General features: G+C 72.5%; 22 protein-coding genes and 2 pseudogenes. 13 read left to right on the forward strand and 11 right to left on the reverse strand.

The window, feature by feature from the left end; genetic code table 11:
• Nucleotides 1-119 precede the first annotated feature (119 nt).
• Complete coding sequence (locus DBP14_RS31245) at nt 120-302, forward strand: hypothetical protein (RefSeq protein WP_129310834.1); 183 nt, start codon at nt 120-122, stop codon at nt 300-302.
• Between the two features lie 116 nt (nt 303-418).
• Here the strand turns inward: DBP14_RS31245 and DBP14_RS31250 are convergent, their stop codons facing one another.
• The 3 genes from DBP14_RS31250 to DBP14_RS31260 form a co-directional block, all read right to left on the reverse strand.
• The gene (locus DBP14_RS31250; RefSeq protein ID WP_129310836.1) at nt 419-1,288 is read right to left on the reverse strand and encodes a hypothetical protein; all 870 of its coding nucleotides are present in this window, start codon (nt 1,286-1,288) and stop codon (nt 419-421) included.
• A 149-nt stretch (nt 1,289-1,437) separates the two neighbouring features.
• Nucleotides 1,438-1,734, reverse strand: coding sequence for a hypothetical protein (locus DBP14_RS31255; RefSeq protein WP_129310838.1), 297 nt, complete (start codon nt 1,732-1,734; stop codon nt 1,438-1,440).
• A 309-nt stretch (nt 1,735-2,043) separates the two neighbouring features.
• A complete protein-coding gene (locus tag DBP14_RS31260) occupies nt 2,044-2,643 on the reverse strand; it encodes a class I SAM-dependent methyltransferase (protein ID WP_129310840.1) in 600 nt (199 codons plus the stop codon).
• 151 nt (nt 2,644-2,794) lie between these two features.
• On the opposite strand from DBP14_RS31260, the gene DBP14_RS31265 reads away from it, so the two are divergent.
• From DBP14_RS31265 to DBP14_RS31285, 5 genes and pseudogenes are all read left to right on the forward strand, one after another.
• Complete coding sequence (locus DBP14_RS31265) at nt 2,795-3,655, forward strand: MHYT domain-containing protein (protein WP_241741081.1); 861 nt, start codon at nt 2,795-2,797, stop codon at nt 3,653-3,655.
• Nucleotides 3,639-6,190, forward strand: a pseudogene (locus tag DBP14_RS31270) (nitrate- and nitrite sensing domain-containing protein). Before DBP14_RS31265 ends, DBP14_RS31270 begins: the two are co-directional and overlap by 17 nt.
• Complete coding sequence (locus DBP14_RS31275) at nt 6,187-6,624, forward strand: roadblock/LC7 domain-containing protein (protein WP_129310842.1); 438 nt, start codon at nt 6,187-6,189, stop codon at nt 6,622-6,624. Before DBP14_RS31270 ends, DBP14_RS31275 begins: the two are co-directional and overlap by 4 nt.
• An 18-nt stretch (nt 6,625-6,642) precedes the next feature.
• Nucleotides 6,643-7,056, forward strand: a complete 414-nt coding sequence (locus DBP14_RS31280; RefSeq protein ID WP_129310844.1) for a DUF742 domain-containing protein — start codon at nt 6,643-6,645, stop codon at nt 7,054-7,056.
• A gap of 145 nt (nt 7,057-7,201) precedes the next feature.
• A complete protein-coding gene (locus DBP14_RS31285) occupies nt 7,202-7,804 on the forward strand; it encodes an ATP/GTP-binding protein (RefSeq protein WP_129310846.1) in 603 nt (200 codons plus the stop codon).
• A gap of 9 nt (nt 7,805-7,813) precedes the next feature.
• Here the strand turns inward: DBP14_RS31285 and DBP14_RS31290 are convergent, their stop codons facing one another.
• Nucleotides 7,814-8,242: a PPOX class F420-dependent oxidoreductase gene (locus tag DBP14_RS31290; protein ID WP_129310848.1), complete on the reverse strand. Its 429-nt coding sequence runs from the start codon at nt 8,240-8,242 to the stop codon at nt 7,814-7,816.
• A 92-nt stretch (nt 8,243-8,334) separates the two neighbouring features.
• Here DBP14_RS31290 and DBP14_RS31295 point away from each other — a divergent pair, with 92 nt between their 5' ends.
• Together DBP14_RS31295 and DBP14_RS31300 are read left to right on the forward strand one after the other, a co-directional pair.
• Complete coding sequence (locus DBP14_RS31295; protein WP_129310850.1) at nt 8,335-8,748, forward strand: roadblock/LC7 domain-containing protein; 414 nt, start codon at nt 8,335-8,337, stop codon at nt 8,746-8,748.
• Nucleotides 8,749-8,873: 125 nt separating this feature from the next.
• Nucleotides 8,874-9,818, forward strand: coding sequence for a DUF6397 family protein (locus tag DBP14_RS31300; protein WP_129310852.1), 945 nt, complete (start codon nt 8,874-8,876; stop codon nt 9,816-9,818).
• 13 nt (nt 9,819-9,831) lie between these two features.
• On the opposite strand, the gene DBP14_RS31305 is transcribed toward DBP14_RS31300, so the two are convergent.
• Both DBP14_RS31305 and DBP14_RS31310 read right to left on the reverse strand, forming a co-directional pair.
• Nucleotides 9,832-10,695: an acyl-CoA thioesterase II gene (locus tag DBP14_RS31305; protein ID WP_129312171.1), complete on the reverse strand. Its 864-nt coding sequence runs from the start codon at nt 10,693-10,695 to the stop codon at nt 9,832-9,834.
• A gap of 25 nt (nt 10,696-10,720) precedes the next feature.
• On the reverse strand, nt 10,721-13,234 hold the full coding sequence (locus DBP14_RS31310) for a DEAD/DEAH box helicase (RefSeq protein ID WP_164992445.1): 2,514 nt from the start codon (nt 13,232-13,234) through the stop codon (nt 10,721-10,723).
• A gap of 145 nt (nt 13,235-13,379) precedes the next feature.
• Here DBP14_RS31310 and DBP14_RS31315 point away from each other — a divergent pair, with 145 nt between their 5' ends.
• Nucleotides 13,380-14,174, forward strand: coding sequence for a metal-dependent hydrolase (locus DBP14_RS31315; protein ID WP_129310854.1), 795 nt, complete (start codon nt 13,380-13,382; stop codon nt 14,172-14,174).
• A gap of 14 nt (nt 14,175-14,188) precedes the next feature.
• Here DBP14_RS31315 and DBP14_RS31320 read toward each other — a convergent pair whose 3' ends face one another.
• From DBP14_RS31320 to DBP14_RS31335, 4 genes are all read right to left on the reverse strand, one after another.
• Nucleotides 14,189-14,452 (reverse strand): type B 50S ribosomal protein L31, encoded by a 264-nt coding sequence (locus DBP14_RS31320; protein WP_129310856.1) that lies wholly within the window; start codon nt 14,450-14,452, stop codon nt 14,189-14,191.
• Nucleotides 14,453-14,494: 42 nt separating this feature from the next.
• Entirely contained in the window at nt 14,495-14,965 is a 471-nt protein-coding gene (locus tag DBP14_RS31325; protein ID WP_129310858.1) for a DUF5709 domain-containing protein, read from the reverse strand.
• A 348-nt stretch (nt 14,966-15,313) separates the two neighbouring features.
• Complete coding sequence (locus tag DBP14_RS31330) at nt 15,314-17,095, reverse strand: ABC transporter ATP-binding protein (protein ID WP_129310859.1); 1,782 nt, start codon at nt 17,093-17,095, stop codon at nt 15,314-15,316.
• Nucleotides 17,092-18,927: an ABC transporter ATP-binding protein gene (locus DBP14_RS31335; RefSeq protein WP_241741082.1), complete on the reverse strand. Its 1,836-nt coding sequence runs from the start codon at nt 18,925-18,927 to the stop codon at nt 17,092-17,094. Before DBP14_RS31335 ends, DBP14_RS31330 begins: the two co-directional genes overlap by 4 nt.
• Before the next feature lie 301 nt (nt 18,928-19,228).
• Here DBP14_RS31335 and DBP14_RS31340 point away from each other — a divergent pair, with 301 nt between their 5' ends.
• Nucleotides 19,229-19,981 carry a L,D-transpeptidase family protein gene (locus tag DBP14_RS31340; RefSeq protein WP_129310861.1) on the forward strand — a complete coding sequence of 251 codons (753 nt, stop codon included), beginning with the start codon at nt 19,229-19,231 and terminating at the stop codon, nt 19,979-19,981.
• Nucleotides 19,982-20,250: 269 nt separating this feature from the next.
• Nucleotides 20,251-21,807: pseudogene (locus DBP14_RS31345) on the forward strand (peptide-N4-asparagine amidase); the annotation flags it as partial.
• Between the two features lie 81 nt (nt 21,808-21,888).
• Here the strand turns inward: DBP14_RS31345 and DBP14_RS31350 are convergent.
• Nucleotides 21,889-22,338 carry a MarR family transcriptional regulator gene (locus tag DBP14_RS31350; RefSeq protein ID WP_129310865.1) on the reverse strand — a complete coding sequence of 150 codons (450 nt, stop codon included), beginning with the start codon at nt 22,336-22,338 and terminating at the stop codon, nt 21,889-21,891.
• A gap of 112 nt (nt 22,339-22,450) precedes the next feature.
• On the opposite strand from DBP14_RS31350, the gene DBP14_RS31355 reads away from it, so the two are divergent.
• Both DBP14_RS31355 and mltG read left to right on the forward strand, forming a co-directional pair.
• The gene (locus DBP14_RS31355; protein ID WP_129310867.1) at nt 22,451-24,268 is read left to right on the forward strand and encodes an ABC transporter ATP-binding protein; all 1,818 of its coding nucleotides are present in this window, start codon (nt 22,451-22,453) and stop codon (nt 24,266-24,268) included.
• A gap of 51 nt (nt 24,269-24,319) precedes the next feature.
• Nucleotides 24,320-25,207 carry an endolytic transglycosylase MltG gene (mltG, locus tag DBP14_RS31360; protein WP_129310869.1) on the forward strand — a complete coding sequence of 296 codons (888 nt, stop codon included), beginning with the start codon at nt 24,320-24,322 and terminating at the stop codon, nt 25,205-25,207.
• Nucleotides 25,208-25,261 lie beyond the last annotated feature (54 nt).

A 25,261-nucleotide genomic window follows, 5' to 3' on the forward strand; every position in this document is an offset into this window, starting at 1 on the left:
GTATCACTCCCGTACGGGTGGATCTCAGGGTCGTCTCAGGGTCCCGATGCGGAACCGTGTGGATCCGGAGCCCGTTTTCACAGCAGAGAGCGGCAGTGGCCGCGAAGGAGGCGACGCTCATGTCGAAGAACGCGAAGATCGCCGCAGGAGGTGTGGCGGTCGGGCTCATCCTGCTGATATGGCTGCCCTGGTGGGTGGCGTTCCTGATCGTGGTAGGAGTCCCGGCGGCCGCGTACCTCACGCTGGATCCCTCCCAGCGGCGCAGGCTCCGTCGCGTTATGCGCAAGGAAATCGGTCGCTGAGGCTGAGGCTGAGGCTGAGGGCCGGCAGGCCGGCCCGGAGGCGCCTGCCACGGCCCGGCACGCGCTCCTGAGCCGTCCAGGACCGTGCGCCCCCGGGCGCGCCCGGTGCCCCGGGCTCAACTGGGCCGTACGGCCATCTTGTCGAGCGCCTCCAGCAGGCCGGGCAGCTCCGGTCCCCGGCCCACCGGCAGGACCTCGCCGGGCTGCTCGTCGAGCAGGACGAACGCGATGTCGTCCGTGCGGGCGACCATGGACCAGCCTGGGCCGTCGGCGCGCAGCGTGCGGGCGTCGCCGGGGGCGAACGACGAGCGCACCCGGCCGAGCGGCGGCGGGGTGTCGACATAGCCCCGCGCCTCGGCGAGCACCCGGCGCACGCCGCTGCGCTGCCCCTTCGGAGCGTCCTCGCCGCCACCTGCCGGAGCCTCGGCCGCTCCGACTGCCTCGGTTGCCTCGGTTGACTTGGCGGGGTCGGCCGCTGCCGGGAAGTCGCCGTCCTTGATCTGCTCGCGCCACACCGCCCACTGCAGCGCGATCTCGTCGGCACCGAGGCGCCGCTGTGCCGGACCCCAGGTGCCGGTGTCCGGAGGGGTCAGGGCGGGGCGGTCCGTGAGGTCCGGCCCGGGATCGTGCGGCGCCGGCACGCCGGGGGCGGCCACGGCGACCGCGAGCGGCCAGCCCGGCAGTGCGCCGACGACCGTGCGCTCGTCCGGCGACAGTTCGTACTCCATGCCGCAGTCCCACGAGGCGATCGCCACCGCGACCAGCGAGACGTCGTCGATGACGACCGTCCAGCGGGCACCGTCCCCGTCCTGGCCCAGCACCAGCCCGTACCCGTCGGCGCGCGGCGCCAGCCCGAGGGCCGCGCAGGCCTCCGGATAGTCGTCGCCCAGCACGCTCGGAAACTGCGCCGGCGTCAGCAGCACCGCCGTGAGCACGTACAGCGCGTCGTCTGCGGCGGCGACGGGCTCATCGTCCGTCCCGGCCATCCCTGCCTCCAGTGGTTCGTCCGTCGGCGCGCACCCTAATGCGAGCGCAAGGCGCTTGTCACGACTGGTCACACCACGCGGAGCTGCAGGTTTCCACCTGGACGGGGGCGAATCGACCTCGGTGGAGGCTCCTCTCTCAGTCGGCTCTCTCAGGCGGCCGGCAGCCCGAGGAGATCCCGGGCCACCGCCCCGGGCGGCTCGTCGCGTTCACGCGCCAACGCGATCACGGCCCGGCACGCCAGTTCGTTCACGCCGAACGACAGCGCCTCCGGAGACACCCAGCCCGCCGCCTCGTCGATCCGGTCCTGGTCGTCCTCCGCGCAGGCTGCCACATAGACGGCCGCGGCCTCGAACAAGTTGTGCGCACGTCTCTCCCGAGCGCTCACCGACTCCGCACGCGTGGAGGCGCGCCACCGGGCGGCGTACTTGCGCATTGTGTCGAACATACTGACCACATTCCCCGTGGGAGAGCCCGGCACTGATCGCCCATCCACTTTTCTTTCACAGGGATTTGGCGATGTGGCGGCAGCGGCGGAACAGCGGGCCCCAGCGTCAATCGCCGCTCGCCCCCGACCCGGGTCGACACGCAAACGCTCACCGCGACGCTCGCGCCCACTGAGCATGCCGTTCGAATTCCGGAGCCCGCGGCCCAGGCTCACCACGCCACCCTTCAGTGCCGTCGGCAATGTCCCGCCACACGTACGCGCGCGGGCTGGACTCGGCGGCAGCCGGGCGGTACCGAGCGGCGTGGGCGGTCAGTCCTCACGTACCGCCAGTGCGAGGAACCGGGCGTCCTCGTCGACGTACAGCGTCAGGCGCCAGCCCGCGCCGGCCAGCAGCGGCCCGAGCCGGGGCTCGGCACGCAGGTCGTCCGGGGTGATCTGTCTCCCCTGACGTGCCGCCAGGGCGGCCCGGCCGATGGGGTGGAACAGTGCGAGTGTGCCGCCCGGCCGCACCACCCGGGCCAGTTCCCGCAGGTTCTCGCCGGGCTGCGGCAGGTGCGCGATGAGGCCGGCCGCGAACACCGCGTCGAGGGACCGGGAGCGGAACGGCAGCGCGGCCACGTCCGCGAGCAGCAGGCGCCCCTCACGGTCCCGGCCCGCGCGTACGGCGGCCTGGAGCATCGCCGGGGTCAGATCGGCGCCCACCACTACTCCGCCGGCCCCCACCGCGGCGCGCAAAGGCGGCAGCGCCCGGCCCGTGCCGCAGCCCGCGTCGAGCACCCGGTCACCCGCGCGCAGCCCGAGGCAGGCCACCGCGGCGTCGTAGGCGGGCCCGTCGTCGGGGAACCGGGCGTCCCAGTCGGCCGCCCGGGCGGTGAAGAACTCCTGGACGTGCGTGTGGTCGTCGCTCATGACCGCATCATTCCTCACCGGTGAGAGGGACGTCCTTGTGCGCATGTTCGAGCGGGACGCGATCGTTCCGTCGCCTCTCTGTGTCAGATTCCAACACCTTTCGAAATGCGCCCCCTTTGTGCCCCCGTGCCCCGGCTAGCGTCCCGGGGCCATGGGACACCTGGACCACGCCGCCTTCGGCTGGCTGACCCCCGTGCTGTCGTACGTGATGGCCTGCACGGGCGCCGCACTGGGACTGCGCTGCACCGTCCGCGCGCTCGGCGCCTCCGGACGCTCGCGCCGCAACTGGCTCGTCACCGCCGCCTCCGCGATCGGGACCGGCATCTGGACCATGCACTTCGTGGCCATGCTTGGCTTCCGCGTGAGCGGCACCGACGTCCGCTACGACGTACCGCTGACCATCCTCAGCCTGCTCGTCGCCATGGCCGTCGTCTGCGCCGGCGTGTTCGTCGTCGGCTACAGCCAGGACCGCAACCGGGCGCTCGTCCTCGGTGGTCTCATCACCGGGCTCGGCGTCGCCAGCATGCACTACCTGGGCATGGTGGCGGTGCGGCTGCACGGCGACGTGACCTACGACCCGGTCCTCGTCGGACTGTCGGTGCTGATCGCCGTGGTGGCCGCGACCGCGGCCCTGTGGGCGGGGCTCAACATCAGGTCCCCCCTCGCGGTCACCGTCGCCTCGCTCGTCATGGGCGCGGCCGTCAGCAGCATGCACTACACCGGCATGTTCGCGGTGAGCGTGCGCGTCACCCCGTCCGGCGAGGCCCTGCCCGGGGCCACGGCGATGCAATTCATCTTCCCCCTCGCCGTCGGCCTCGGGTCCTACCTGTTCATCACCTCCGCCTTCGTCGCCCTCTCGCCCACCACGGACGAGCGATCGGCGTCCGCCTCCGCACAGCGGCCCGTGCGGAACGCCGCCCATGAGCAGGCCTCCGCCTCACCTGCCCGGCCCGGCGCCGGAGCGTCCCCCGACCCACGTACCGAGCGAGGAGGCCATGCGCCCACCCCGTGACATACCGGCCACCGGCACCCGCGTGCCGCCGGCGCACCGCCGCGGCCGGCGCGCGCACGCCGGACCACCCGCGGACGAAGACATCCAGCGCACCCTCGGAACGCTGCCGGACGGCGCGCGCCCACGGTCGAGGCGGTGGCACACACGCCCCCGGACCGTGCGCGCCAAGGTCGTCTGCCTGCTCATGGTGCCCGTCGTCTCCCTCCTCGGCCTGTGGGGCTACGCCGCCGTCAGCACCGCACAGGACGTGGCCGGGCTGCGCGCGTCCCGGCGGGTCGACGCCGAACTGCGCACGCCACTGGCCGCAGCCGTCGCCGCGCTGCAGGCCGAGCGTGCCGATGCCGTGCGCCGGGCCACTGCCCGGGACGCCGACGGGACCAGTGACTACGAAGGGCTCGCCGCCCGCACCGACCGGGCGGTGGCCGCGCTGCGGCTCGGTGACGACGGCACCGTCGCCGACAGCCAGGAACTGCCCGCCCCCGTCTCGGGGCGCCTGAAGGCCTTCGTCACCGGTGCCGAGCGCCTCGGCGCGCTGCGGAAGGCCGTACTCGACCACACGGCAGGATGGGACACGGCCTACGCGCAGTACACCCGCACCATCGCGTCGGCGTTCGCCGTGGACGGCGCGCTCACCGGCATCCAGCAGGCCGACATCGGCTCCCACGCGCGCGTACTGCTCGAATTCTCCCGCGCGGAGGAGGCGTTGGCCCAGGAGGACGCCGTCCTCGGCGGCGCACGCCTGGCCCGAGGCCTCCAGGGCGAGCGGCTGCGGCTCTTCACCGGGGCCGTCTCCACCCGCCGCACCTTCACGGACACGGCTGTCGGCGACCTGCCGGGCCCCCAGCGGTCCGCGTGGCGCGACCTCGCCCACAGCGGCGCCCTCCCCGCGCTGGACAGTGCGGAGGACCGGATCCTCGCCGCGCGGCCCGGCGCCGCCGCACTCGACGCGGTACCCGGTCCGGCCTGGAACACCGCCCACGCGCGCGTGACGGAATGCGGGCCATCGCGACCGGCACCGGCCGGGCCGTCGCGGGGAACTCGGACCCCGTCACGCGCGGGCTGCTCACCCCGGCCGGCGCCGCCGTACTCCTCGGGCTCGCCGCCGTCGCCGCGTCACTCGTCATCTCCGTACGCATCGGCCGCGGCCTCGTCGTCGAACTGGTTAACCTGCGCGACGACGCTCTGGAGATCGCCCGCCGCAAACTTCCCGAGGCGATGCGCAGGCTGCGTGCGGGCGAGGAGATCGACATCCAGGCCGAGGCGCCCTCAGGACCGCCCGCGGAGGACGAGACGGGCCAGGTGGCGGAGGCCCTCACCACCGTGCACCGGGCCGCCCTGCACGCCGCGGTCGAGCGCGCCGAACTCGCCGGCGGCATCTCCGGAGTCTTCGTCAACCTGGCCCGGCGCAGCCAGATCCTGGTCCACCGCCAGCTCGGGCTGCTGGACCGCATGGAACGACGCTCGGACGACCCCAGCGAGCTGAGCGACCTCTTCCGGCTCGACCACCTCACCACCCGCATGCGACGCCACGCTGAGAGCCTGATCATCCTCTCCGGAGCGGCACCGGGCCGAGCCTGGCGCATGCCGGTGTCCCTGACGAACGTCGTCCGCGCCGCGGTGTCCGAGGTCGAGGACTACGCGCGCGTGGAGGTACGCCGCCTCCCCGAGGCGGCCGTCATCGGCACGGCGGTCGCCGACCTCACCCACCTGCTCGCCGAACTCGTCGAGAACGCCGCCCAGTTCTCCCCGCCGCACACGCGCGTGCGGGTCACCGGCGAACCCGTCGGCAACGGCTACGCCCTCGAAGTCGAGGACCGGGGCCTCGGCATGGGAGGCGAAGCCCTCGCCGAGGCCAACCGGCGCATCGAGCAGTCCGAGACCCTCGACCTGTTCGACAGCGACCGCCTCGGCCTCTTCGTGGTCAGCAGACTCGCCTCCCGGCACGGCATCAGGGTCCACCTGCGGACCTCTCCCTATGGCGGTACGACCGCCGTCGTCCTGCTCCCCACGGCGCTCCTGCACATCGCGCCGACGGAACGTTCATCCCCGGGCGGGGCACAGGCGCTGGCGGACCGGCACCGGGCGTACGCGCACGTGCCTCGTGCCACCCCGCCCGGGGACGCCATCCCCGCCCAGGGGCACCGTCCCGCCCTCGCGGTCACCGCCCCCGCACCGCAGACGGAATCGCCGACCGCACCGCAGACGGGGCCGTCGACCGCCACGAACCAGCCGCCACCCCCGGGAGTCGCCACCTTGAGGCCGCATCGCCCACCGAACGACCCCGAACCACCCGACGGCCTGCCCCGCCGGGTACGCCAGGCGAGCCTCGCCCCACAACTCCGCCACCCGCCGGCCGACCACCCGCCGGCCACTTCCGCTCCGGGCGCCGACGATCCGCGCACCCCCGAACTCGTACGGGACCGGATGGCCGCCTACCGAGACGGCTGGGCGCGCGGCGGCGGCAGGCGACCCGGCCGCGGCACCACCACGGGCCCGGAAGCGGGCAGCGACATCAGTGAAGGAGACGGCGCATGATCCACGACCCGAACCCGGGGGCCGCCCAGCGGTCCGGCGAGGTCGACTGGCTGCTGGACGACCTGGTGGCGCGGGTGCGCGAGGTACGGCACGCCGTCGTCCTGTCCAACGACGGTCTGGCCGTCGGCGCCTCGACCGGCCTCGAACGCGCGGACGCCGAGCACCTCGCCGCCGTGGCGTCGGGCTTCAACAGTCTCGCCAAGGGCGCGGGACGCCACTTCGGAGCAGGGAGCGTACGCCAGACCATGGTCGAGATGGACGACGCCTTCCTCTTCGTGGCCGCCGCCGGCGACGGCTCCTGCCTGGCGCTGCTCACCGCCGCCACGGCGGACATCGGCCTGGTCGCCTACGAGATGGCACGCCTGGTCAAGCGCGTCGGTGAACACCTGGGCACGGCACCGCGCGTCGCGGCCCGGCCGCCGGCCGCCGGATGAACCCGGAGGGCGGCACGCATGACCGAGGACAGGACCGGCGTCCCCCTGGAGCCGGGCAGCCAGTGGTACGACGGCGAGGCCGGGCCCCTGGTCCGCCCGTATGCCATGACCGGTGGACGCACCCGGCCCGGCCCCACCGGAGTGCGCTTCGACCTCATCGCCCTGGTCACCCTGGACCCCGGTGCTCCCGCGATCGGTCTCGACTCCCCGTTCGGACCCGAACACCGCACCCTCATCGGCCTGTGCCGCACGGAGACCCAGTCCGTCGCCGAACTCGCCGCCGACGCAGACCTCCCGGTGGGAGTGGTCAGGGTCCTCCTCGGCGACCTCCTGGAACTGGGGTGCGTCACCGTCAGCCGCCCGGTGCCTCCGGCGCACCTGCCCGACGAACGGATTCTGCGCGAGGTCATCGCCGGACTGCGGGCCCTGTAGACGGGCGTCCGCGACCACCAGCGAGGACGCCGCCTCCGCACCGTGCCCCCCACCCCGCCGTCTGAGCTCCGCCGCCCGCCCCCCGCCCTTCACGTCCCGAGCACGCCGACATCGACGAACCCCCGCCCACCCGAGAGAAGTGATCATGGTCTCCGAGCAGCACGGCCCCGGCGGCGACACGTCCGCCCTGGCGCTGAAGATACTGGTCGCCGGCGGCTTCGGCGTCGGCAAGACGACCCTGGTGGGCGCCGTCAGCGAGATCCGCCCCCTGCGCACCGAGGAACTGCTGAGCGAGGCGGGACAGTCCGTGGACGACACGGACGGAGTGGACCAGAAGGTGACCACCACCGTCGCCATGGACTTCGGCCGCATCACCATCCGCTCCGGTCTCTCGCTGTACCTCTTCGGCACGCCCGGACAGGACCGCTTCTGGTTCCTGTGGGACGAACTCTCGCAGGGCGCGCTCGGTGCCGTAGTCCTCGCGGACACCCGGCGGCTGGAGGACTGCTTCCCGGCGGTCGACTACTTCGAGCACCGGCAGATCCCGTTCGTCGTCGCCGTCAACTGCTTCGCCGGGGCCCGCACGTACGGCGCTCCCGACGTCTCCCGCGCCCTCGACCTCGACCGGGGCACACCCGTCGTCCTGTGCGACGCCCGTGAACGCGACTCCGGCAAGGACGTCCTGATCCAGCTCGTCGAGTACGCCGGGCGGATGCACACCGCCCGGCTGCTCGACTCGGTCGGCTGACCGCGTTCCTCAGTCCGCGATGCCCCGCACCGCCAGGGCCTTGTCGATCGTCATCCGGACCAGCAGCTCGCCCGGAACTCCGTTGCGCTCGCCGAACTCCCCGGCGCGCGCCTCGCCCATGTAGCGTGCGGCGATCCGGGTGGCCCACAGGCGCACCTCGTCCAGTTCCTCCGACAGCCGGGCGCGACCGCTGAGCACCACGAAGCCGAACGGCGGTCGGTCGTCGTCCACGCACAGGGCGATCCGTCCGTCACGGGCGAGATTGCGCCCTTTCACGGTGTCCTTCCCGGTGTTGAACACCACCTCGTCCCCGTCGAGCAGAAACCAGACCGGGGCGATGTGCGGGCTCCCATCGGCGCGAACGGTGGACAGCTTGCCGGTGCGGGTGCCGTGCGAGACGAACGCCCGCCATTCCTCGTCGGTCATCTTCCGTGCCATGCCCCCATCCTCCTTGCTCCGGACGCGGGTCGTGGGGAAGGCTTGCGGACAGATCCTCCAGCCAGGGGGAGACGGAACACGGGGAGATGAACATGGCGCAGAACCAGGGACTCGGCTGGCTTCTCGACGATCTGACCGAGCGGGTGGACCACGTGCGGCACGCGCTGGTCCTGTCGAACGACGGACTGGTGACGGGATCGAGCACGGGCCTGCGCCGGGAGGACGCCGAGCATCTGGCCGCCGTGGCGTCGGGTCTGCACAGCCTGGCCAAGGGGTCCGGACGCCATTTCAGCGCGGGCAGAGTACGCCAGACCATGATCGAGTACGACGACGCCGTCCTGTTCGTGACCGCGGCCGGCACGGGCAGTTGCCTGTGCGTGCTCAGCGGCGCCGAAGTCGACATCGGGCAGATCGCCTACGAGATGACCCTGCTCGTCAACCGGGTCGGCGAACACCTCGGTGTGGACGCCAGACAGCCCGAACACACGCCCACCACAGACCTCTGACCTGCCGGTTCGTTCAGTCCTCCGGAGTTATCCACAGGCCCGCACGGGATCCGCCCGGGCGGCTACCGTGTGTGTACGGCGATCGCACAGGGCGTGAGCCACCGACTCCACGGGGGAGTACGACCATGTCCGCAGAGATCACTGCCCCAGCCCGGCCCCTCACCTGGGGGCCCAGCCGCGCCGCGCGTGAACTGGGACTCAGGCGGAGCGAGTTCGACCTCGCCGTCCACCTCGGCCTCATCCGGACCGTGCCCGACGAAGGCGGCGCCGGGCGCGGTCGTATCGAGCGGGCCGAGGTCGACAGCCTCCTCGGCCAGGACGGCTTCCCGGGCACGGTCCGCGAGCGCGTCGAGGTCGTCGGCGTCACCCAGGGCGCCGCGCTCATGGAGATGCCCGCCGGTAGGTTCAGCCGGCTCGCCCGACTCGGCCTGCTCGTCCCGGTCCGCTTCTACCTCAACCGCTACCGCGCCGTGGTCTGGCTCTACCTCGCCGAAGAACTACGCCAGTTCGCGGCCGACGGCGCCAACGCGTCCCTCCTCAAGGGCCCGACGCCCGAGCCGCTGCGGGGCCGGCTCGCGGCCGGAGTGGACCTGCGCGCCCGCAACTGGCGAGGACGGCAGCTCGGGTTCCTGCTGCGTCAGGCGGACGACGACCCCTGGCAGCGGGCCGGCGCCTTCGCCGCCTTCCTCGACCCCGTCGAGGTCGCGGACGTCGTCAGGGACCCTGACGAGCGGGCGCGTCTGCACCGGTTCCGGCCCGGCCCGCCCGGCCACGGCGCACCCGGTTCCCCCTCCGCCCACCTCGCCGAGGCGATCACGACCGCCGCCGACCCCGACGAGATCGGCTGGCTGCGCAGCGCCCTGGCCCAGGAGATCCGGGAAACGCGTGCCCATCGGCCCTCTCCTCACCCGGCAGCCCCGCAGGACGACCGGCCGGAACGCACCGCCGCGGCGCGGACGAGGCCCGCCCGGGGCGCCACCCCTGGGCGGCCGGCGCCCACCGCGCCGGTCCCGCCCCGAGGGCTGCGGGCCTGGCTGCGGCGGAGAGGTCCACGTCCCGCCGCCGTCTGACGGAACCGGGCTACTACTGGGCCCGGAACAGGCCCTCCTGGACGACCGAGACGAGCAGGCGCCCCCGCAGGTCGTAGATGCGGCCTCGTGCCAGACCGCGGCCGCCGGTGGCGATCGGCGACTCCTGGTCGTACAGGAACCACTCGTCGGCCCGGAACGGCCGGTGGAACCACATGGCGTGGTCCAGCGAGGCCATGTCGAAGCTCCGCGGCCCCCACAGCGGCTCGACCGGGATGCGGACCGCGTCCAGCAGGGTCATGTCGCTGGCGTAGGTCAGCGCGCACGTGTGCACCAGCGGGTCGTCACCCAGCGGTCCCACCGCACGCATCCACACGGCGCTGCGGGGCTCGGCCCCCCGCACCTCCTCGGCGTTCCAGCGCAGCCGGTCGACGTACCGGATGTCGAACGGCTGGCGGCGCGCCATCCGCTCCAACTGCTCGGGCAGAACACCCAGATGCTTGCGGACCTCGTCCGTGACCGTCGGCAGTGACTCCGGGTCCGGCACCTCGCGGGGCGGCAGCTGATGCTCGAACGAACCTTCCTCAGGTTTGTGAAAGGAGGCGGTCAGATTGAAGATCGTGCGGCCCTGCTGCACGGCCGTGACCCGGCGGGTCGTGAACGACCGCCCGTCCCGGACCCGTTCCACCTGGTACACGATGGGCACACCCGGCCGGCCCGGACGCAGGAAGTACGCGTGCAGCGAGTGCACCGGGCGCTCGCCGTCCGTGGTGCGGCCGGCGGCGACCAGGGCCTGGCCCGCCACCTGCCCGCCGAAGACCCGCTGCAAGGACTCCTGCGGGCTGCGGCCGCGGAAGATGTTGACCTCGATCTGCTCCAGGTCGAGCAGGTCGACCAGCCGCTCGGCCGGGTTCGTCATCGTCATCGGTGAGAGTCTCCTGTGCTCACAGCTGGCCGACTTCGGTGACACGGACGACCGCACGGCCCTCGGCGTCGGAGGCCGTCAGGTCGATCTCCGCGCTGATGCCCCAGTCGTGGTCGCCGCTGGGGTCGTCGAAGATCTGCCGGACCCGCCACAGCCCGTTCTCCGGCTCCTCCTTGATGACCAGCAGCTTGGGGCCCCGCGCGTCCGGGCCGGTGCCGAGATCCTCGTAGGCGTCCCAGTACTTGTCCATCGCCGCGCCCCACGCCTCGGCGTCCCAGCCGGCCTCGGCGTCCAGCTCGCCCAGTTCCCCGACCTGGTCCAGGGCCGCCAGCTCCACGCGGCGGAACATCGCGTTGCGGACCAGGACCCGGAAGGCGCGCGCGTTGGCCGTGACCGGCTTGACCTCGTCGGCCTTCTCCTGGGCCTCCTCGGCGGTCATCTCCTCCGGGTTCGCCAGCTGCTCCCACTCGTCCAGCAGACTGGAGTCGACCTGGCGCACCATCTCGCCGAGCCATTCGATCAGGTCCTGCAGATCCTCGGACTTGAGGTCGTCCGGGATCGTGTGGTCCAGGGTCTTGTAGGCGCTCGCGAGGTAGCGGAGCACGATGCCCTCGGTGCGGGCCAGCTCGTAGAAGGACACCAGCTCCGTGAACGACAGGGCCCGTTCGTACATGTCCCGGACGACCGACTTGGGGGAGAGCGGGTGGTCGCCGACCCAGGGGTGGCTCTTGCGGTAGGTGTCGTAGGCGTGGAAGAGCAGTTCCTCCAGCGGCTTGGGGTGCGTGACGTCCTGGAGGCGCTCCATCCGCTCCTCGTACTCGACACCGTCCGCCTTCATCGCGGCCACCGCCTCGCCGCGCGCCTTGTTCTGCTGGGCGACCAGGATCTGCCGCGGATCGTCCAGGGTGGACTCGACGACCGACACCATGTCCAGCGCGTACGACGGCGACTCGGGGTCGAGCAGCTCGAACGAGGCGAGTGCGAACGTGGACAGCGGCTGGTTCAGCGCGAAGTCCTGCTGGAGGTCGACCGTCAGGCGGACGATGCGGCCCTCGGCGTCCGGCGTGTCGAGCTTCTCCACGATCCCGCCGTCCAGCAGGGAGCGGTAGATCGCGATCGCCCGCCGGATGTGCCGCAGCTGCTGCTTGCGCGGTTCGTGGTTGTCTTCCAGGAGATGACGCATCGCGTCGAAGGCGTTGCCGGGCCGGGCGATGACGGACAGCAGCATGGTGTGCGTGACCCGGAACCGCGAGGACAGCGGTTCCGGCTCGGCGGCGATCAGCTTCTCGAAGGTGGTGTCGGACCAGGCGACGAAACCCTCCGGAGCCTTCTTGCGGACCACCTTGCGGCGCTTCTTCGGATCGTCGCCCGCCTTGGCCAGAGCCTTCTCGTTCTCGATGACGTGCTCGGGCGCCTGCGCGACGACAAGACCCGCGGTGTCGAAGCCCGCCCGGCCGGCCCGGCCGGCGATCTGGTGGAACTCGCGGGCCCGCAGCGTCCGCACCCGGCTGCCGTCGTACTTGGTCAGCGCCGTGAACAGCACCGTGCGGATCGGCACGTTGACACCCACGCCGAGGGTGTCGGTGCCGCAGATGACCTTCAGCAGGCCCGCCTGCGCGAGCTTCTCCACCAGGCGCCGGTACCTGGGGAGCATGCCGGCGTGGTGGACACCGATGCCGTGCCGTACGTAACGGGACAGGTTGCGGCCGAACTTGGTGGTGAAGCGGAAGTTGCCGATCAGATCGGCGATCTGCTCCTTCTCCTCGCGCGAGCACATGTTGATGCTCATCAGCGCCTGCGCCCGCTCCACGGCCTGCGCCTGCGTGAAGTGCACGATGTAGACCGGTGCCTGCCGGCTCTGCAGCAGGTCGGTCAGGGTCTCGGTGAGCGGCGTGCGCTGGTATTCGTAGGAGAGGGGCACCGGGCGGGTCGCCGAGCGGACCACCGCCGTCGGACGACCGGTGCGGCGGGTGATGTCCTTCTCGAAGAACGAGACGTCGCCCAGCGTGGCCGACATCAGGATGAACTGCGCCTGCGGCAGCTCCAGCAGCGGGATCTGCCAGGCCCAGCCCCGGTCGCCCTCCGCGTAGAAGTGGAACTCGTCCATCACCACCTGGCCGACGTCCGCGTGCTTCCCGTCGCGCAGCGCGATCGACGCCAGCACCTCGGCGGTGCAGCAGATCACCGGCGCGTCGGCGTTCACGGACGCGTCACCCGTGAGCATCCCGACGTTCTCGGTGCCGAACAGCTTGCACAGCTCGAAGAACTTCTCCGACACGAGCGCCTTGATCGGCGCGGTGTAGAAGGTGACCTCGTCCCGGGCCAGCGCCGCGAAGTGGGCGCCCGCGGCGATCATGCTCTTGCCGGAGCCGGTCGGCGTCGACACGATCACGTTCGCCCCGGACACCACCTCGATCAGCGCCTCCTCCTGGTGGGGATAGAGGGTGAGACCGCGCTCCTGGGCCCACGACTCGAAGGCTTCGTACAGGGCGTCGGGGTCGGCGGTCGGCGGCAGCTGATCGATGAGGGTCACGCCCCCATCTTGCCTGCCCTCCCGGTCAAGGGGGGAATCGGCTGCGGGCCCGAAGATCACGGCAGCTACGCTGTGTCGCCGACGGAGCGTCAACGCACCCGGTCAACTGGACAGCGGCACACGAGGAATGGGGCGGGAAGCGGCCATGATGGGACCAGCACACTCACTGTCGGGCGCCGCGGCCTGGCTGGGCGTCGGAGCGGCGGCGGCCGCGGCCGGGCATCCGATGCCCTGGCCGGTGCTGCTCGTCGGCGCCCTGATCTGCGCCGGAGCCGCCCTCGCCCCGGATCTCGACCACAAGGCGGCCACGATCTCCCGGGCCTTCGGCCCCCTCTCCCGCTGGGTCTGCGAGATCGTCGACAAGCTGTCGTACGCCGTCTACAAGGCGACCAGGAAGCCGGGGGACCCCCGTCGCTCCGGCGGCCACCGCACGCTGACCCACACCTGGGTGTGGGCGGTCCTCATCGGCGGGGGCTGCTCCGCGGCGGCGATCGCCGGAGGCCGCTGGGCGGTGCTGGCGATCCTGTTCGTGCACATGGTGCTGGCGATCGAGGGTCTGCTGTGGCGTGCGGCGCGCGGCTCCAGCAGCGACATCCTGGTCTGGCTGCTGGCGGCGACCAGCGCCTGGATCCTCGCCGGGGTCCTGGACAAGCCGGGCAACGGCTCCGACTGGCTGTTCACCGCGCCCGGGCAGGAGTACCTGTGGCTGGGGCTGCCGATCGTGCTGGGCGCGCTGGTGCACGACATCGGGGACGCGCTGACCGTCTCCGGCTGCCCCATCCTGTGGCCGATCCCGCTCGGCCGCAGGCGCTGGCACCCCCTGGGCCCGCCGAAGGGCATGCGCTTCCGGGCGGGCAGCTGGGTGGAGCTGAAGGTGCTGATGCCCGTGTTCATGCTGCTGGGCGGCTGGGGCTGCGCGGCGGCCCTGAACGTGATCTGATTCGCCGCCCGCGGTCAGGTCGCGTCGCCCGGATCCGCGCCGCCGTAGCGGCGCTCGAAACGGGCGATACGTCCCTCGGTGTCGACCGTGCGGGCCTTGCCCGTGTAGAAGGGGTGGCTCTCGGAGGAGATCTCCACGTCGACGACCGGGTAGCTGTGGCCGTCGTCCCACTCGATGGTCTGCTCGCTGCGCGCCGTGGAACGGGTCAGAAACGCGTAGCCGGCGGCGCGGTCGCGGAAGACCACCGCGTGGTAGTCGGGGTGCTTGTCCTGCTGCATGGCGGCTCCTCGGGCGGTGCGGTAGGGCGGGGGAGGCCCGGTTCAGCCGGAGACGCTGTCCTCGTCGACGATGTGCATCGCGGCCTCCTCGGCGGAGGCCGCCGCCCCGTCGATGCCGACGTCGGTGGCGACGAGTGCGCTCTCCTCGTCCTCGTGGGCGCCCTCGTCGGGGGCGACGAGCCGGCCGGAGCGGAGGTGGCCGACCTCGTTGTCCAGCGGCTCCCCGTCGGTGCCGTCGCAGTCACCGATGCCGTCGCCGTCCGGCACCGCGGCGTCCGGAAGCTCCTCGGCGAGCCGCTGGTCCAGGGTCTCCCCGGTCAGGCGTTCGCGCGCCGTCACACCGGTGTGCTCCACCGCCCACGGCCGTTCGGGAGGGGACCAGCCCCGGTCGAGGGGGTCGGAGACACCGTCGGTGTCCAGGGTGTCCTCCACGTCGAGGACACCCGAGTCCTCCCGGATCTCGGACGTATCGGGCTGGTATACGTCGTCTCCCCATCCGTCGGCGCTGTCCACGGGTACCTCCAGCTGGTGAGGACGGCCTCATGCCCCGGAACGGGGCGGCGGGCCGCCGGCACGCCCGGCCCGGGACGCACGCCGCGCGAACCGGACGGTTCCCCGGCGCCCCCGAACCGGTGCCGCCTTCCAGCCTTCCACCCGAGCTCACCACCGCGCAACGGCAGGAACCCGGGCCCGGCCCGGGACACCGCCCCGGCCCGGCCGGCGGCCACCCGCACGCCCTCGGCCCACCGGCTGCCGTCCGCACATGCCCGGTCCGGCCAGCAGCCGCCCGCCACCCGCACGCCCCCGGACGGCCCTCCCGCGCGAGGCGCCCCGCGCCCGCGGACGGGGGCGCCCCCTGCCTCACCCGTGCCAGGACCGCCACAGCGCCGCGTACGGGCCGTCCGTCGTCACCAGCTCCTCATGGCTGCCCAGCTCAGTGATGCGGCCGTTCTCGACGACGGCGATCACGTCGGCGTCGTGGGCGGTGTGCAGGCGGTGGGCGATGGCGACGACCGTGCGGCCGTCGAGGACGCGGGCCAGGGAGCGTTCCAGATGACGGGCCGCCCGGGGGTCGAGGAGGGACGTCGCCTCGTCCAGGACCAGCGTGTGCGGGTCGGCCAGCACCAGGCGGGCCAGCGCGATCTGCTGGGCCTGCGCCGGGGTCAACGCGAGCCCGCCGGAGCCCACCTCGGTGTCCAGGTCGGCGTCCAGCGCCCGCGCCCAGCCGTCCGCGTCGACCGCGCCCAGGGACGCCCACAGTTCGGCGTCGGACGCGTCGGTCCGGGCCAGCAGCAGGTTGTCGCGGAGCGAGCCGACGAACACATGGTGCTCCTGGTTGACGAGGGCGACGTGCGAGCGGACACGTTCCGCCGGCATCCGGGACAGTTCCGCACCGCCCAGGGTGATCCGGCCGTCCCGGGGCGCGTAGATGCCCGCGAGCAATCGGCCCAGGGTGGACTTGCCCGCGCCGGACGGGCCGACCAGGGCGAGGCGGGTGCCCGGGGCGACCCGCAGCGACACCTCGCGGAGCACGTCGACGCCCTCGCGGTAGGCGAAGTGCACCCGGTCCGCGTGCACCTCCCGGCCCTCGGGGGCCGGCGAGGCCGCCCCGGTGTCCGCTTCGATTTCCCGCACGCCGACCAGCCGGGCCAGCGACACCTGGGCGACCTGCACCTCGTCGTACCAGCGCAGGATCAGGTTCACCGGGTCGACGAGCATCTGGGCGATGAGCGCGCCCGTCGTCAGCTGCCCGACCCCGATCCAGCCGTGCAGCACGAACACACCGCCCACCATCAGCACCGAGCCGAGGACGGTGACGTGGGTGACGTTGATGACCGGGAAGAGCACGGACCGCAGCCACAGCGTGTAGCGCTCCCAGGCCGTCCACTGCTTGATCCGCTGCTCCGACAGGGCGATGCGCCGGGCGCCGAGCCGGTGCGCCTCGATGGTGTGCCCGGCATCGACCGTCTCGGCGAGCGCGGCGGCGACGGCGGCGTAGCCGGCGGCCTCGGAGCGGTATCCGGCGGGCGCCCGCTTGAAGTACCAGCGGCACCCCGCGACCAGCACCGGCAGTGCCAGCAGGACGGCGGCCGCGAGCGGCGGTGCCGTGACGACCAGGCCGCCCAGCAGCAGCAGTGCCCACACCACACCGATCGCCAGTTGGGGCACGGCCTCCCGCATGGCGTTGGCCAGCCGGTCGATGTCCGTGGTGATGCGGGACAGCAGGTCGCCCGTGCCCGCCCGCTCCAGCACGCCCGGCGGCAGCCCGACGGAGCGCACGAGGAAGTCCTCACGCAGGTCGGCCAGCATCCGCTCGCCGAGCATCGCGCCCCGCAGCCGCACCTGCCGTACGAATACGGCCTGCACGGCCAGCGCGAGCACGAACAGCCCCAGGGTCAGGCCGAGATGAAGCTCCCGGGCCCGGTCCGACACCCGCTCGACCAGGTCGCCGAGCAGGTAGGGGCCGGCCATCGAGGCGACCACGGCGACGGTGTTGACGCCGACGAGGAGCAGGAAGGGCCGGCGGTGTCGGCGGAACAGCTCGGCCACGTAGGCGCGCACCGTCGCGGCGGCACCGACGGGCAGGGTGGTGGCGGTCGTCGGGGCCGCCGGGTCGTACGCCGGTGGTGCGACGCCGATCATGCGCTCTCCTCGATCTCTGCCAGCTCGCCGAGACCGGCCGGCAGGGCGTCCCCGCCGGCCGTGTCCGCCGAGCCGAGTCCGTCGTCCGTCACGCCGAGTTCGCCCTCGGTCTCCCGCGTCACCACGGCCCGGTACCGGGGCTCGGTGGCGACCAGTTCGCGGTGCGCGCCGACCGCCACGACCTCGCCCTCGTGGACCAGGGCGACGCGGTCCGCGTGGTCGAGCAGCAGCGGCGAGGAGGTGAACACGACCGTCGTACGCCCCGACCGCAGCTGTCGCAGGCCCTCCGCGATCCGTGCCTCGGTGTGCGAGTCGACCGCGGAGGTCGGCTCGTCCAGGACGAGCACTTCGGGGTCCGTCACGAGGGACCGGGCCAGCGCGAGCCGCTGCCGCTGGCCCCCGGACAGCGAGCGACCGCGTTCGGTGATGCGGGAGTCCATCGCGTCGGCGGCGCCGAGCGAGCCCTGCACGAGCGCCTCCAGCACGTCGTCGCACTGGGCGGCCGCAAGGGCGTCCTCGGCCCGCACGGCACCGGAGGCCGGCACGTCGAGCAGGTCGCGCAGCGTGCCCGACAGCAGCACCGGGTCCTTGTCCTGGACCAGGACCGCGGTGCGGGCGCAGTCGAGGGGGAGCTCGTCCAGCGGCACCCCGCCGAGCAGAACCGAAGGGCCCGCCTCCCGGGGGTGCCCGCCCAGCCGTTCGGCGAGCCGGCCGGCGGCGTCCGGGTCCCCGCACACCACGGCGGTGAGCCGCCCGGCCGGTGCGAGCAGACCGGTGGCCGGGTCGTACAGCTCACCCCCGGGCACCTCGGGTGCGCGGGAGCCTCCGGCGTCCGTGGACCGGTCCAGCGACAGCACGCGGGCCGCCCGCTTGGCGGAGGGCCGCGAGAAGGAGTAGGCCATGGCGATCTCTTCGAAGTGACGCAGCGGATAATTGAGGATCATCACCGCGCTGTAGACGGTGACCAGCTCGCCGACCGTGATCCGGCCCGCGCGGGCCAAACCGATGCCGTGCCAGACGACGGCGATCAGCAGCAGCCCGGGCAGCAGCACCTGGATCGCCGAGATGAGCGACCACATCCGAGCGCTGCGGACCGCGGCGTGCCGTACTTCCTGCGAGGCGCTGCGGTAGCGGGCGAGGAACAGTTCCTCACCGCCGATGCCGCGCAGCACCCGCAGACCGGCGACGGTGTCCGAGGCCAGCTCGGTGGCACGGCCCGCCTTCTCGCGCTGGACGTCGGCGCGGCGCGTCGCCCGGGGCAGCAGGGGCAGGACGGCGAGCGCCACCACCGGCAGGCCGGCGGCGATGAGCACGCCCAGCGCGGGCTGGTAGAGGAGCAGGGCGACGCAGACCACGATGACCGTCGTCGCGGCCGCGGTGAACCGGGAGACCGCCTCGACGAACCAGCCGATCTTCTCCACGTCACCGGTGGACACGGCCACCACCTCGCCGGCCGCGACGCGCCGGGTCAGCGCGGACCCCAGCTGGGCCGCCTTGCGCGCGAGCAGTTGCTGCACGCGGGCCGCGGCGGTGATCCAGTTGGTGACCGCGGTGCGGTGCAGGAAGGTGTCGCCCACGGCGATACCGGCCCCGCACAGGGCCATCAGAGCACCTGTCAGGGCGAGCCGGGAGCCCGAGCGGTCGAGGACGGCCTCGACGGCCAGACCGACGCAGAAGGGCAGCGCGGAGACGGAGACGAAATGGAGCAGGCCCCACGCCAGCGACTTGAGCTGGCCGCCCAGCTGATTACGCCAGAGCCACCACAGGAATCTGGGCCCGGAACGTGCGTCCGGCAGGCCCGGGTCGGGATACGGAAGGTCTTGGATCTGCATGACGTCCCAGGGACTCGTCTCAGTTCAGGAGCGGCGAACGGAAGAACGGGGAATGGAAGAACCGCGAACGGAAGAACGTGGGTGAACGAAGGGGAAGAGAAAGGTTCGCCTCGCGGAGCGGTGAATTTCAAACGGTTTTCCGTGATCCGGCGTGGAATCGCCGGTCGCCCGCCGCCGGTCGCCCGTCGCCCGCCGACAGCGCACGCCGCGCCGGCCGACGCGCCCCAAGGCCGTGCCCGCCGACACGACGAATGTCCAAAACTTCGCACAATCGACCGGTCTGTAATGCCACCATGGACGGGTGCAGATCGACAGTGTGCGGCGTGCGGCGGCCGCGGCGGCGGCCCTGGGAACCCTGGTGGCCTGTCTCTCGGGGTGCGGCGGAGCGGAAAGCGGCGCCGCCGGCACCGCCGGTCCGGGCGCCGAACCCGCCCACGGCGCCACCGTGTCGAGCGCCCCCACCGGTGACCCCACCCGTATCCCGGGCGTCGGCGACCGGCTGTACCGGCGGATTCCCGCCGACGCCGGCCAGGTCGTGACCGTCTACGGCCAGAACCGGAAGTCGGCCGATTCCACGGTCGTGCTGTACTCCCGGCGGGGCACCACCTGGCGGCCGGAGGCCAGTTGGCCCGCCCACAACGGACGTAAGGGCTGGACCACGGATCACCGTATGGGCGACCAGCGCAGCCCCGTCGGCGTGTACACCCTGTCCGCGGCGGGCGGCGTCCTCGACGATCCGGGCAGCAAACTGCCGTACGACCAGGACGAGGACGCCTACACGCCCCCGGCCGCGTGGGGCGAGACCCATGAGCACGACTTCGACTACGTCATCGCCATCGACTACAACCGCGTCAAGGGCACCCCGCCGCACGACGGCACGCTTCCCTGGGGTGCGGCCAAGGGTGGCGGCATCTGGCTGCACCTGGACCACGGCGGCGGCACCTCGGCCTGTGTCGGGCTCTCCGAGGACGCCATGCGGTACTTGCTGCGGACGCTCGACCCGGCCCGCCACCCGGTGATCGTGATGGGGGACAGGCGGGAACTGGACGCCTGACCGGGCTCTCGGCGCACCCGTCCGGGCCGTGACGCCGGACGCCTCATTGCGGTGGTGGCCCTGTTCGCCGTAGAACACCGCCCATGAGAAGTCGGATAGTCATGTCCATGCTTACCGGAGCGACCCTCCTGGCGAGCGCCCTCCTCGGCACCGGTTCCGCGACCGCACAGGCAGCGCCCGGTCATGCAGCGTCCGCCCAGGCGGCGTCCGCCCATGCCGCGACCGGTCGGGCCGGGCACCCCGTCGCCGCCTCGGCGAGCCCCGCGCCGGCCGACCCGCCGGCAGAGTTCGGTACCGACTGGCACGACCCGGTCACCGCCGCCCCGCCCGTCGACCGGCCGCACTCCAAGTCCTGCAGCATCACTCTCGCCGACGTCCAGTTCCGCGACTTCACCCCCTACCGCGGCACGTACACACCGCCGCGCGGCTGCGGCGACCACTGGAGCAAGGTCGTCCTGCGCCTCGACGGCTCGGTGAAGGGCCGTCAGTACGACCGGCTCGGCTACCTGCACGTCGGCGGCGTCGAGATCCTGCGCACCTCCACGCCCGAACCGTCGGCGGACGGCATCGCCTGGCACGTCGAGAAGGACGTCACCCGCTACAGCGACACCTTCCGCAGCGCCCAGGACGTCGAGATGCTCATCGGCAACGTCGTGAACGACACTTACACCGGTGTGATCGACGTCAAGGCGACCCTGACCTTCTACGCGGGCCACCCGGAGGCCCCCGCGCCCGACCGCGTCCTGACCCTCGCCGACACCCCCGACGGCACCACCCTCACCACGCCGCGCAACAGCGAACGCATCGTCGCCGAGGTGTACGCCACCGGATCCGGCGGCGGCTGCGAGGAGTTCTGGTACCTGACAGTGGCCGACCCGGCGTCGTACTCCTGCAAGGCCGCCCACGGGCCGTACCGCGAGGTGCAGATCAAGGTCGACGGGCAGTTGGCGGGAATCGCCTCGCCGTTCCCGAACGTGTGGACCGGCGGCTGGTCCAACCCCTTCCTCTGGTACGTCGTCCCGGCCCCGCGCGCCTTCGACGTCAAGCCCCTCACCTACGACCTCACGCCGTTCGCCGGGCTCCTGAACGACGGCCGCGCGCACCGCGTCGAGGTCTCCGTCGTGGGCGTGCCCGCGGGACAGGCCGGGTGGAGCACCCCGGTGAACGTCCTGGTCTGGCAGGACGCCCACCACGCCCGCGTCACGGGCGGGCTCACCGAGGACCGGGCGGGAGACCTCGCCAACGCGTCGACGTACACGCCCGGTACGGAGAACCGCGTGGACACCCGGGCCGGTCACCGGCTCACGACCGCCGGCTACCTCGACACCTCGCACGGCCGGGTGACCACCACCGTCACCCGGACGCTGGCCGACATCTCCGTGCACCGCTGGACGGACGGCGAGAACACGGACGGACTCGATGCCACCTGGACCGACGACGAGGCGGTCACCGTCGGCGGCCCCGGAGCCCGGTATCCGGCGGGGCACGGGTCGGGCAAGCAGGTGCCCCGGACCACCCGCACGCACCTCACCTACACCCTGAACGGCACCATCACCCTCGGCACGGACAACCGGCTGCGCACCGTGCTGACCCTCGGCGACCGGGCGGCGGTCGACGAGCGTGCCGGTGGCCGGCGCACCGCGTGGTCTTGGCTCGACGACACCTACACCGGCGACGCCGCGTTCACGCTGGACGTCCCGCGGGACCAGCGGCACGCGGTCGGCACATCGAGCGAGCGGTACCGCGACTACGGCTCGGACGGCTGCTACGACCACACACTGAGCACCGCGCAAGGAGCGCTCACGCAGGACCTCCGCCGCTGCTGAGACGCACGGACCGGTGCTCGGCGGAGCCTGGGCCGGGGCACCCCGCCCGCGCGGGCCGGACGGGGTGCCGGTCCGGCACTCTCAGCAGCGCTTGGCCAGTTCTCCGTCGATCAGCGCCTCCAGCAGGCCGCCGAGCACCGTCCGCTGCTCCTGCGAGAGCGGTGCGAGGATCTCCTCGGCCGCCGACCGGCGGGCGCCGCGCAGTTCCCGCAGGGTCGCGCGGCCCTCGTCGGTCAGCTCGATCCGGGTCACGCGCCGGTTCGTGGGGTCGGCCACCCGCCGCACCTTGCCGCTCGCCTCCAGCCCGTCGACCAGAGTCGTCACCGCGCGCGGCACCACCTCCAGGTGCTCGGCCAGGTCGGCCATGCGCGGGGCGGCGCCGTAGTGCGCGAGGGTGCGCAGCAGACGGGACTGGGCCGGGGTGACGCCCAGGTCGCGACGTTCCAGATGGCGCTTCTGGATGCGGTGCACCCGGCGGGTCAGCCGCAGCAACTGCTCGGCGAGCACGCTGTCGGGGTCGGGGGTGGTCATGCGGGAACAATATCAGGATGCCGTTCATTGTGAGTATAGGTAACAATGGGCTACGATCCGCCAGTCATCGCCGGCCGTCCTCGTGCCGACGCCCGCATTCCCGTAGGAGCCCATGCATCCCGACCGTGAAACCTCCTGGACACCGCCCGCCGACGCCGGGGAGCAGCCCCGGCAGGTGCGCCGCATCCTGAGGCTCTTCCGCCCCTATCGCGGCCGCCTCGCCGTCGTCGGCGTGCTGGTAGGCGCCTCGTCGCTGGTCTCGGTGGCGACGCCGTTCCTGCTGAAGGAGATCCTGGATGTCGCCATCCCGCAGGGCCGCACCGGCCTGCTGAGCCTGCTCGCGCTCGGCATGATCCTCAGCGCGGTCCTCTCCAGTGTCTTCGGCGTGCTCCAGACGCTGATCTCCACGACCGTGGGCCAGCGCGTCATGCACGACCTGCGCACCGCCGTCTACGGCCGTCTGCAGCGCATGTCGCTCGCCTTCTTCACCCGCACCCGCACCGGTGAGGTGCAGTCCCGCATCGCCAACGACATCGGCGGCATGCAGGCGACCGTCACCTCCACCGCCACCTCCCTGGTCTCCAACATCACCAGCGTCGTCGCCACGATCGTCGCGATGATCGCGCTCGACTGGCGGCTCACCGTCGTCTCGCTGGTCCTGCTGCCGGTGTTCGTGTGGATCAGCCGCCGTGTCGGCAGGGAACGCAAGAAGATCACCACCGAGCGGCAGAAGCAGATGGCCGAGATGGCCGCGACGGTCACCGAGTCGCTGTCCGTCAGCGGCATCCTGCTCGGCCGCACCATGGGCCGCTCCGACTCCCTGACCAGATCCTTCGCCGAGGAGTCCGAGGGCCTGGTCGACCTCGAGGTGCGCTCGAACATGGCCGGCCGCTGGCGCATGGCCGTGATCACGATCGTGATGGCCGCGATGCCCGCCGTCATCTACTGGACCGCGGGCCTCGCCCTCCATCTCGGCGGCCCGCAGGTCTCGCTCGGCACGATCGTCGCCTTCGTCTCGCTCCAGCAGGGCCTGTTCCGCCCGGCCGTGAGCCTTCTGGCGACCGGCGTCCAGATCCAGACCTCCCTCGCGCTCTTCCAGCGCATCTTCGAGTACCTGGACCTGCCGATCGACATCACCGAACGCGAGCGGCCCGTCCACCTAGACGAGGTCAAGGGCGAGGTCCGCTTCGAGGGCGTCGAGTTCCGCTACGACACCGAGAGCGGCGGCGCGCCGGTGCGCCCCGTCCTCGCAGGCATCGACGTCACCGTTCCGGCGGGCGGCAGCCTGGCGCTCGTCGGCCCCACCGGAGCGGGCAAGTCCACGCTCGGGTACCTGGTGCCCCGCCTCTACGACGTCACCGGGGGCCGGGTCACCCTGGACGGCGTCGACGTGCGCGACCTCGACTTCGGCACTCTCGCCCGCGCGGTCGGCGTCGTCTCGCAGGAGACGTACCTCTTCCACGCGTCGGTCGCCGACAACCTCCGCTTCGCCAAGCCGGACGCCACCGACGAGGAACTGCACGCGGCGGCCCGGGCGGCCCAGATCCACGACCACATCGCCGCGCTGCCCGACGGCTACGACACGGTGGTGGGCGAGCGCGGCCACCGCTTCTCCGGCGGCGAGAAGCAGCGTCTGGCGATAGCCCGCACCATTCTGCGCGACCCGCCGGTCCTCATCCTCGACGAGGCCACCAGCGCCCTGGACACCCGCACCGAAGCCGCCGTCCAGGACGCCATCGACGCCCTGTCGGCCAACCGGACGACTCTCACCATCGCCCACCGTCTCTCCACCGTCCGCGATGCCGACCAGATCGTCGTCCTCGACGCCGGGCGGGTGGCCGAACGGGGCACGCACGAGGAGTTGTTGGAGCGGGACGGCCGGTACGCGGCCCTGGTCCGCCGGGACGCGAGACTGGAACCGGCGAGCTGACGAGCAGACGATATGCCGGGTTTGTGACGATGTGCGCGTTACCGTGCCCGCATGCAGATGAACACTCCGCCACGCGGCACGATGCGCCTGACGCGCCGGGGCAAGCTCGTCCTCGCCGTGGCCGGCGCCGTCCTGGCCGGCACCGCCGTGGCGGTGCCGCTGCTGACCGTGCACAACACCCCGCGTGAGGTGGCGAAACCGGTCACCCTCGTCGTCCCGGAGGGCTGGCGCGCGGGCCAGATCTACGACGCCGTCGACAAGGCCCTGAAACTGCCGCCGGGCAGCACCCGCAAGTCCGTGGGCAAGGCCGGCCTGAAGCTGCCCGGCGAGGCCGAGGGCAACCCGGAGGGCTACCTCTTCCCGGCGACGTATCCCGTCCCGAAGGGTGCGACGCCCGAGTCGATGCTGCGGTCCATGGTCGACACCGCCAACCAGAAGTTCAGCGCGGCGCCGGTCGCGGCCGGGGCACAGCAGAACCCGATGGACCTCTACCAGACCGTCACCATCGCCAGCATCGTCCAGGCCGAGGCCGACACGAAGGCCGACATGGGGAAGGTGGCCCGCGTCATCCTCAACCGCCTGCAGCGCGGCATGCCCCTGCAGATGGACTCCACCCTCAACTACGCGCTCAACCGCAGCACCGTGAACACCAGCACGGACGACACGCGGATCGAGAGCCCGTACAACTCCTACCAGCGGATGGGATTGCCGCCCACCCCCATCGACAACCCCGGTGAGGACGCGATGGCGGCCGCGCTGAACCCGCCGCCGGGCGACTGGCTGTATTTCGTCACGGTCAAGCCGGGCGACACCCGCTTCACCGCGGACTACGCGCAGCACATGCGCAACGTGGCCGAGTTCAACGCCCGGCACCAGCCGCAGACACAGAGCCCCAGTGCCACTGCTCCCCGGACCCCGACGGCCTCACCGGGACGGTGACGGGCGCTCGCCGAGGGGCGGCCCGGCGCTTCCGGCCGGCGCCGCGCCGACCGG

The organism is Streptomyces sp. L2 (assembly GCF_004124325.1).
Lineage (GTDB): Bacteria > Actinomycetota > Actinomycetes > Streptomycetales > Streptomycetaceae > Streptomyces.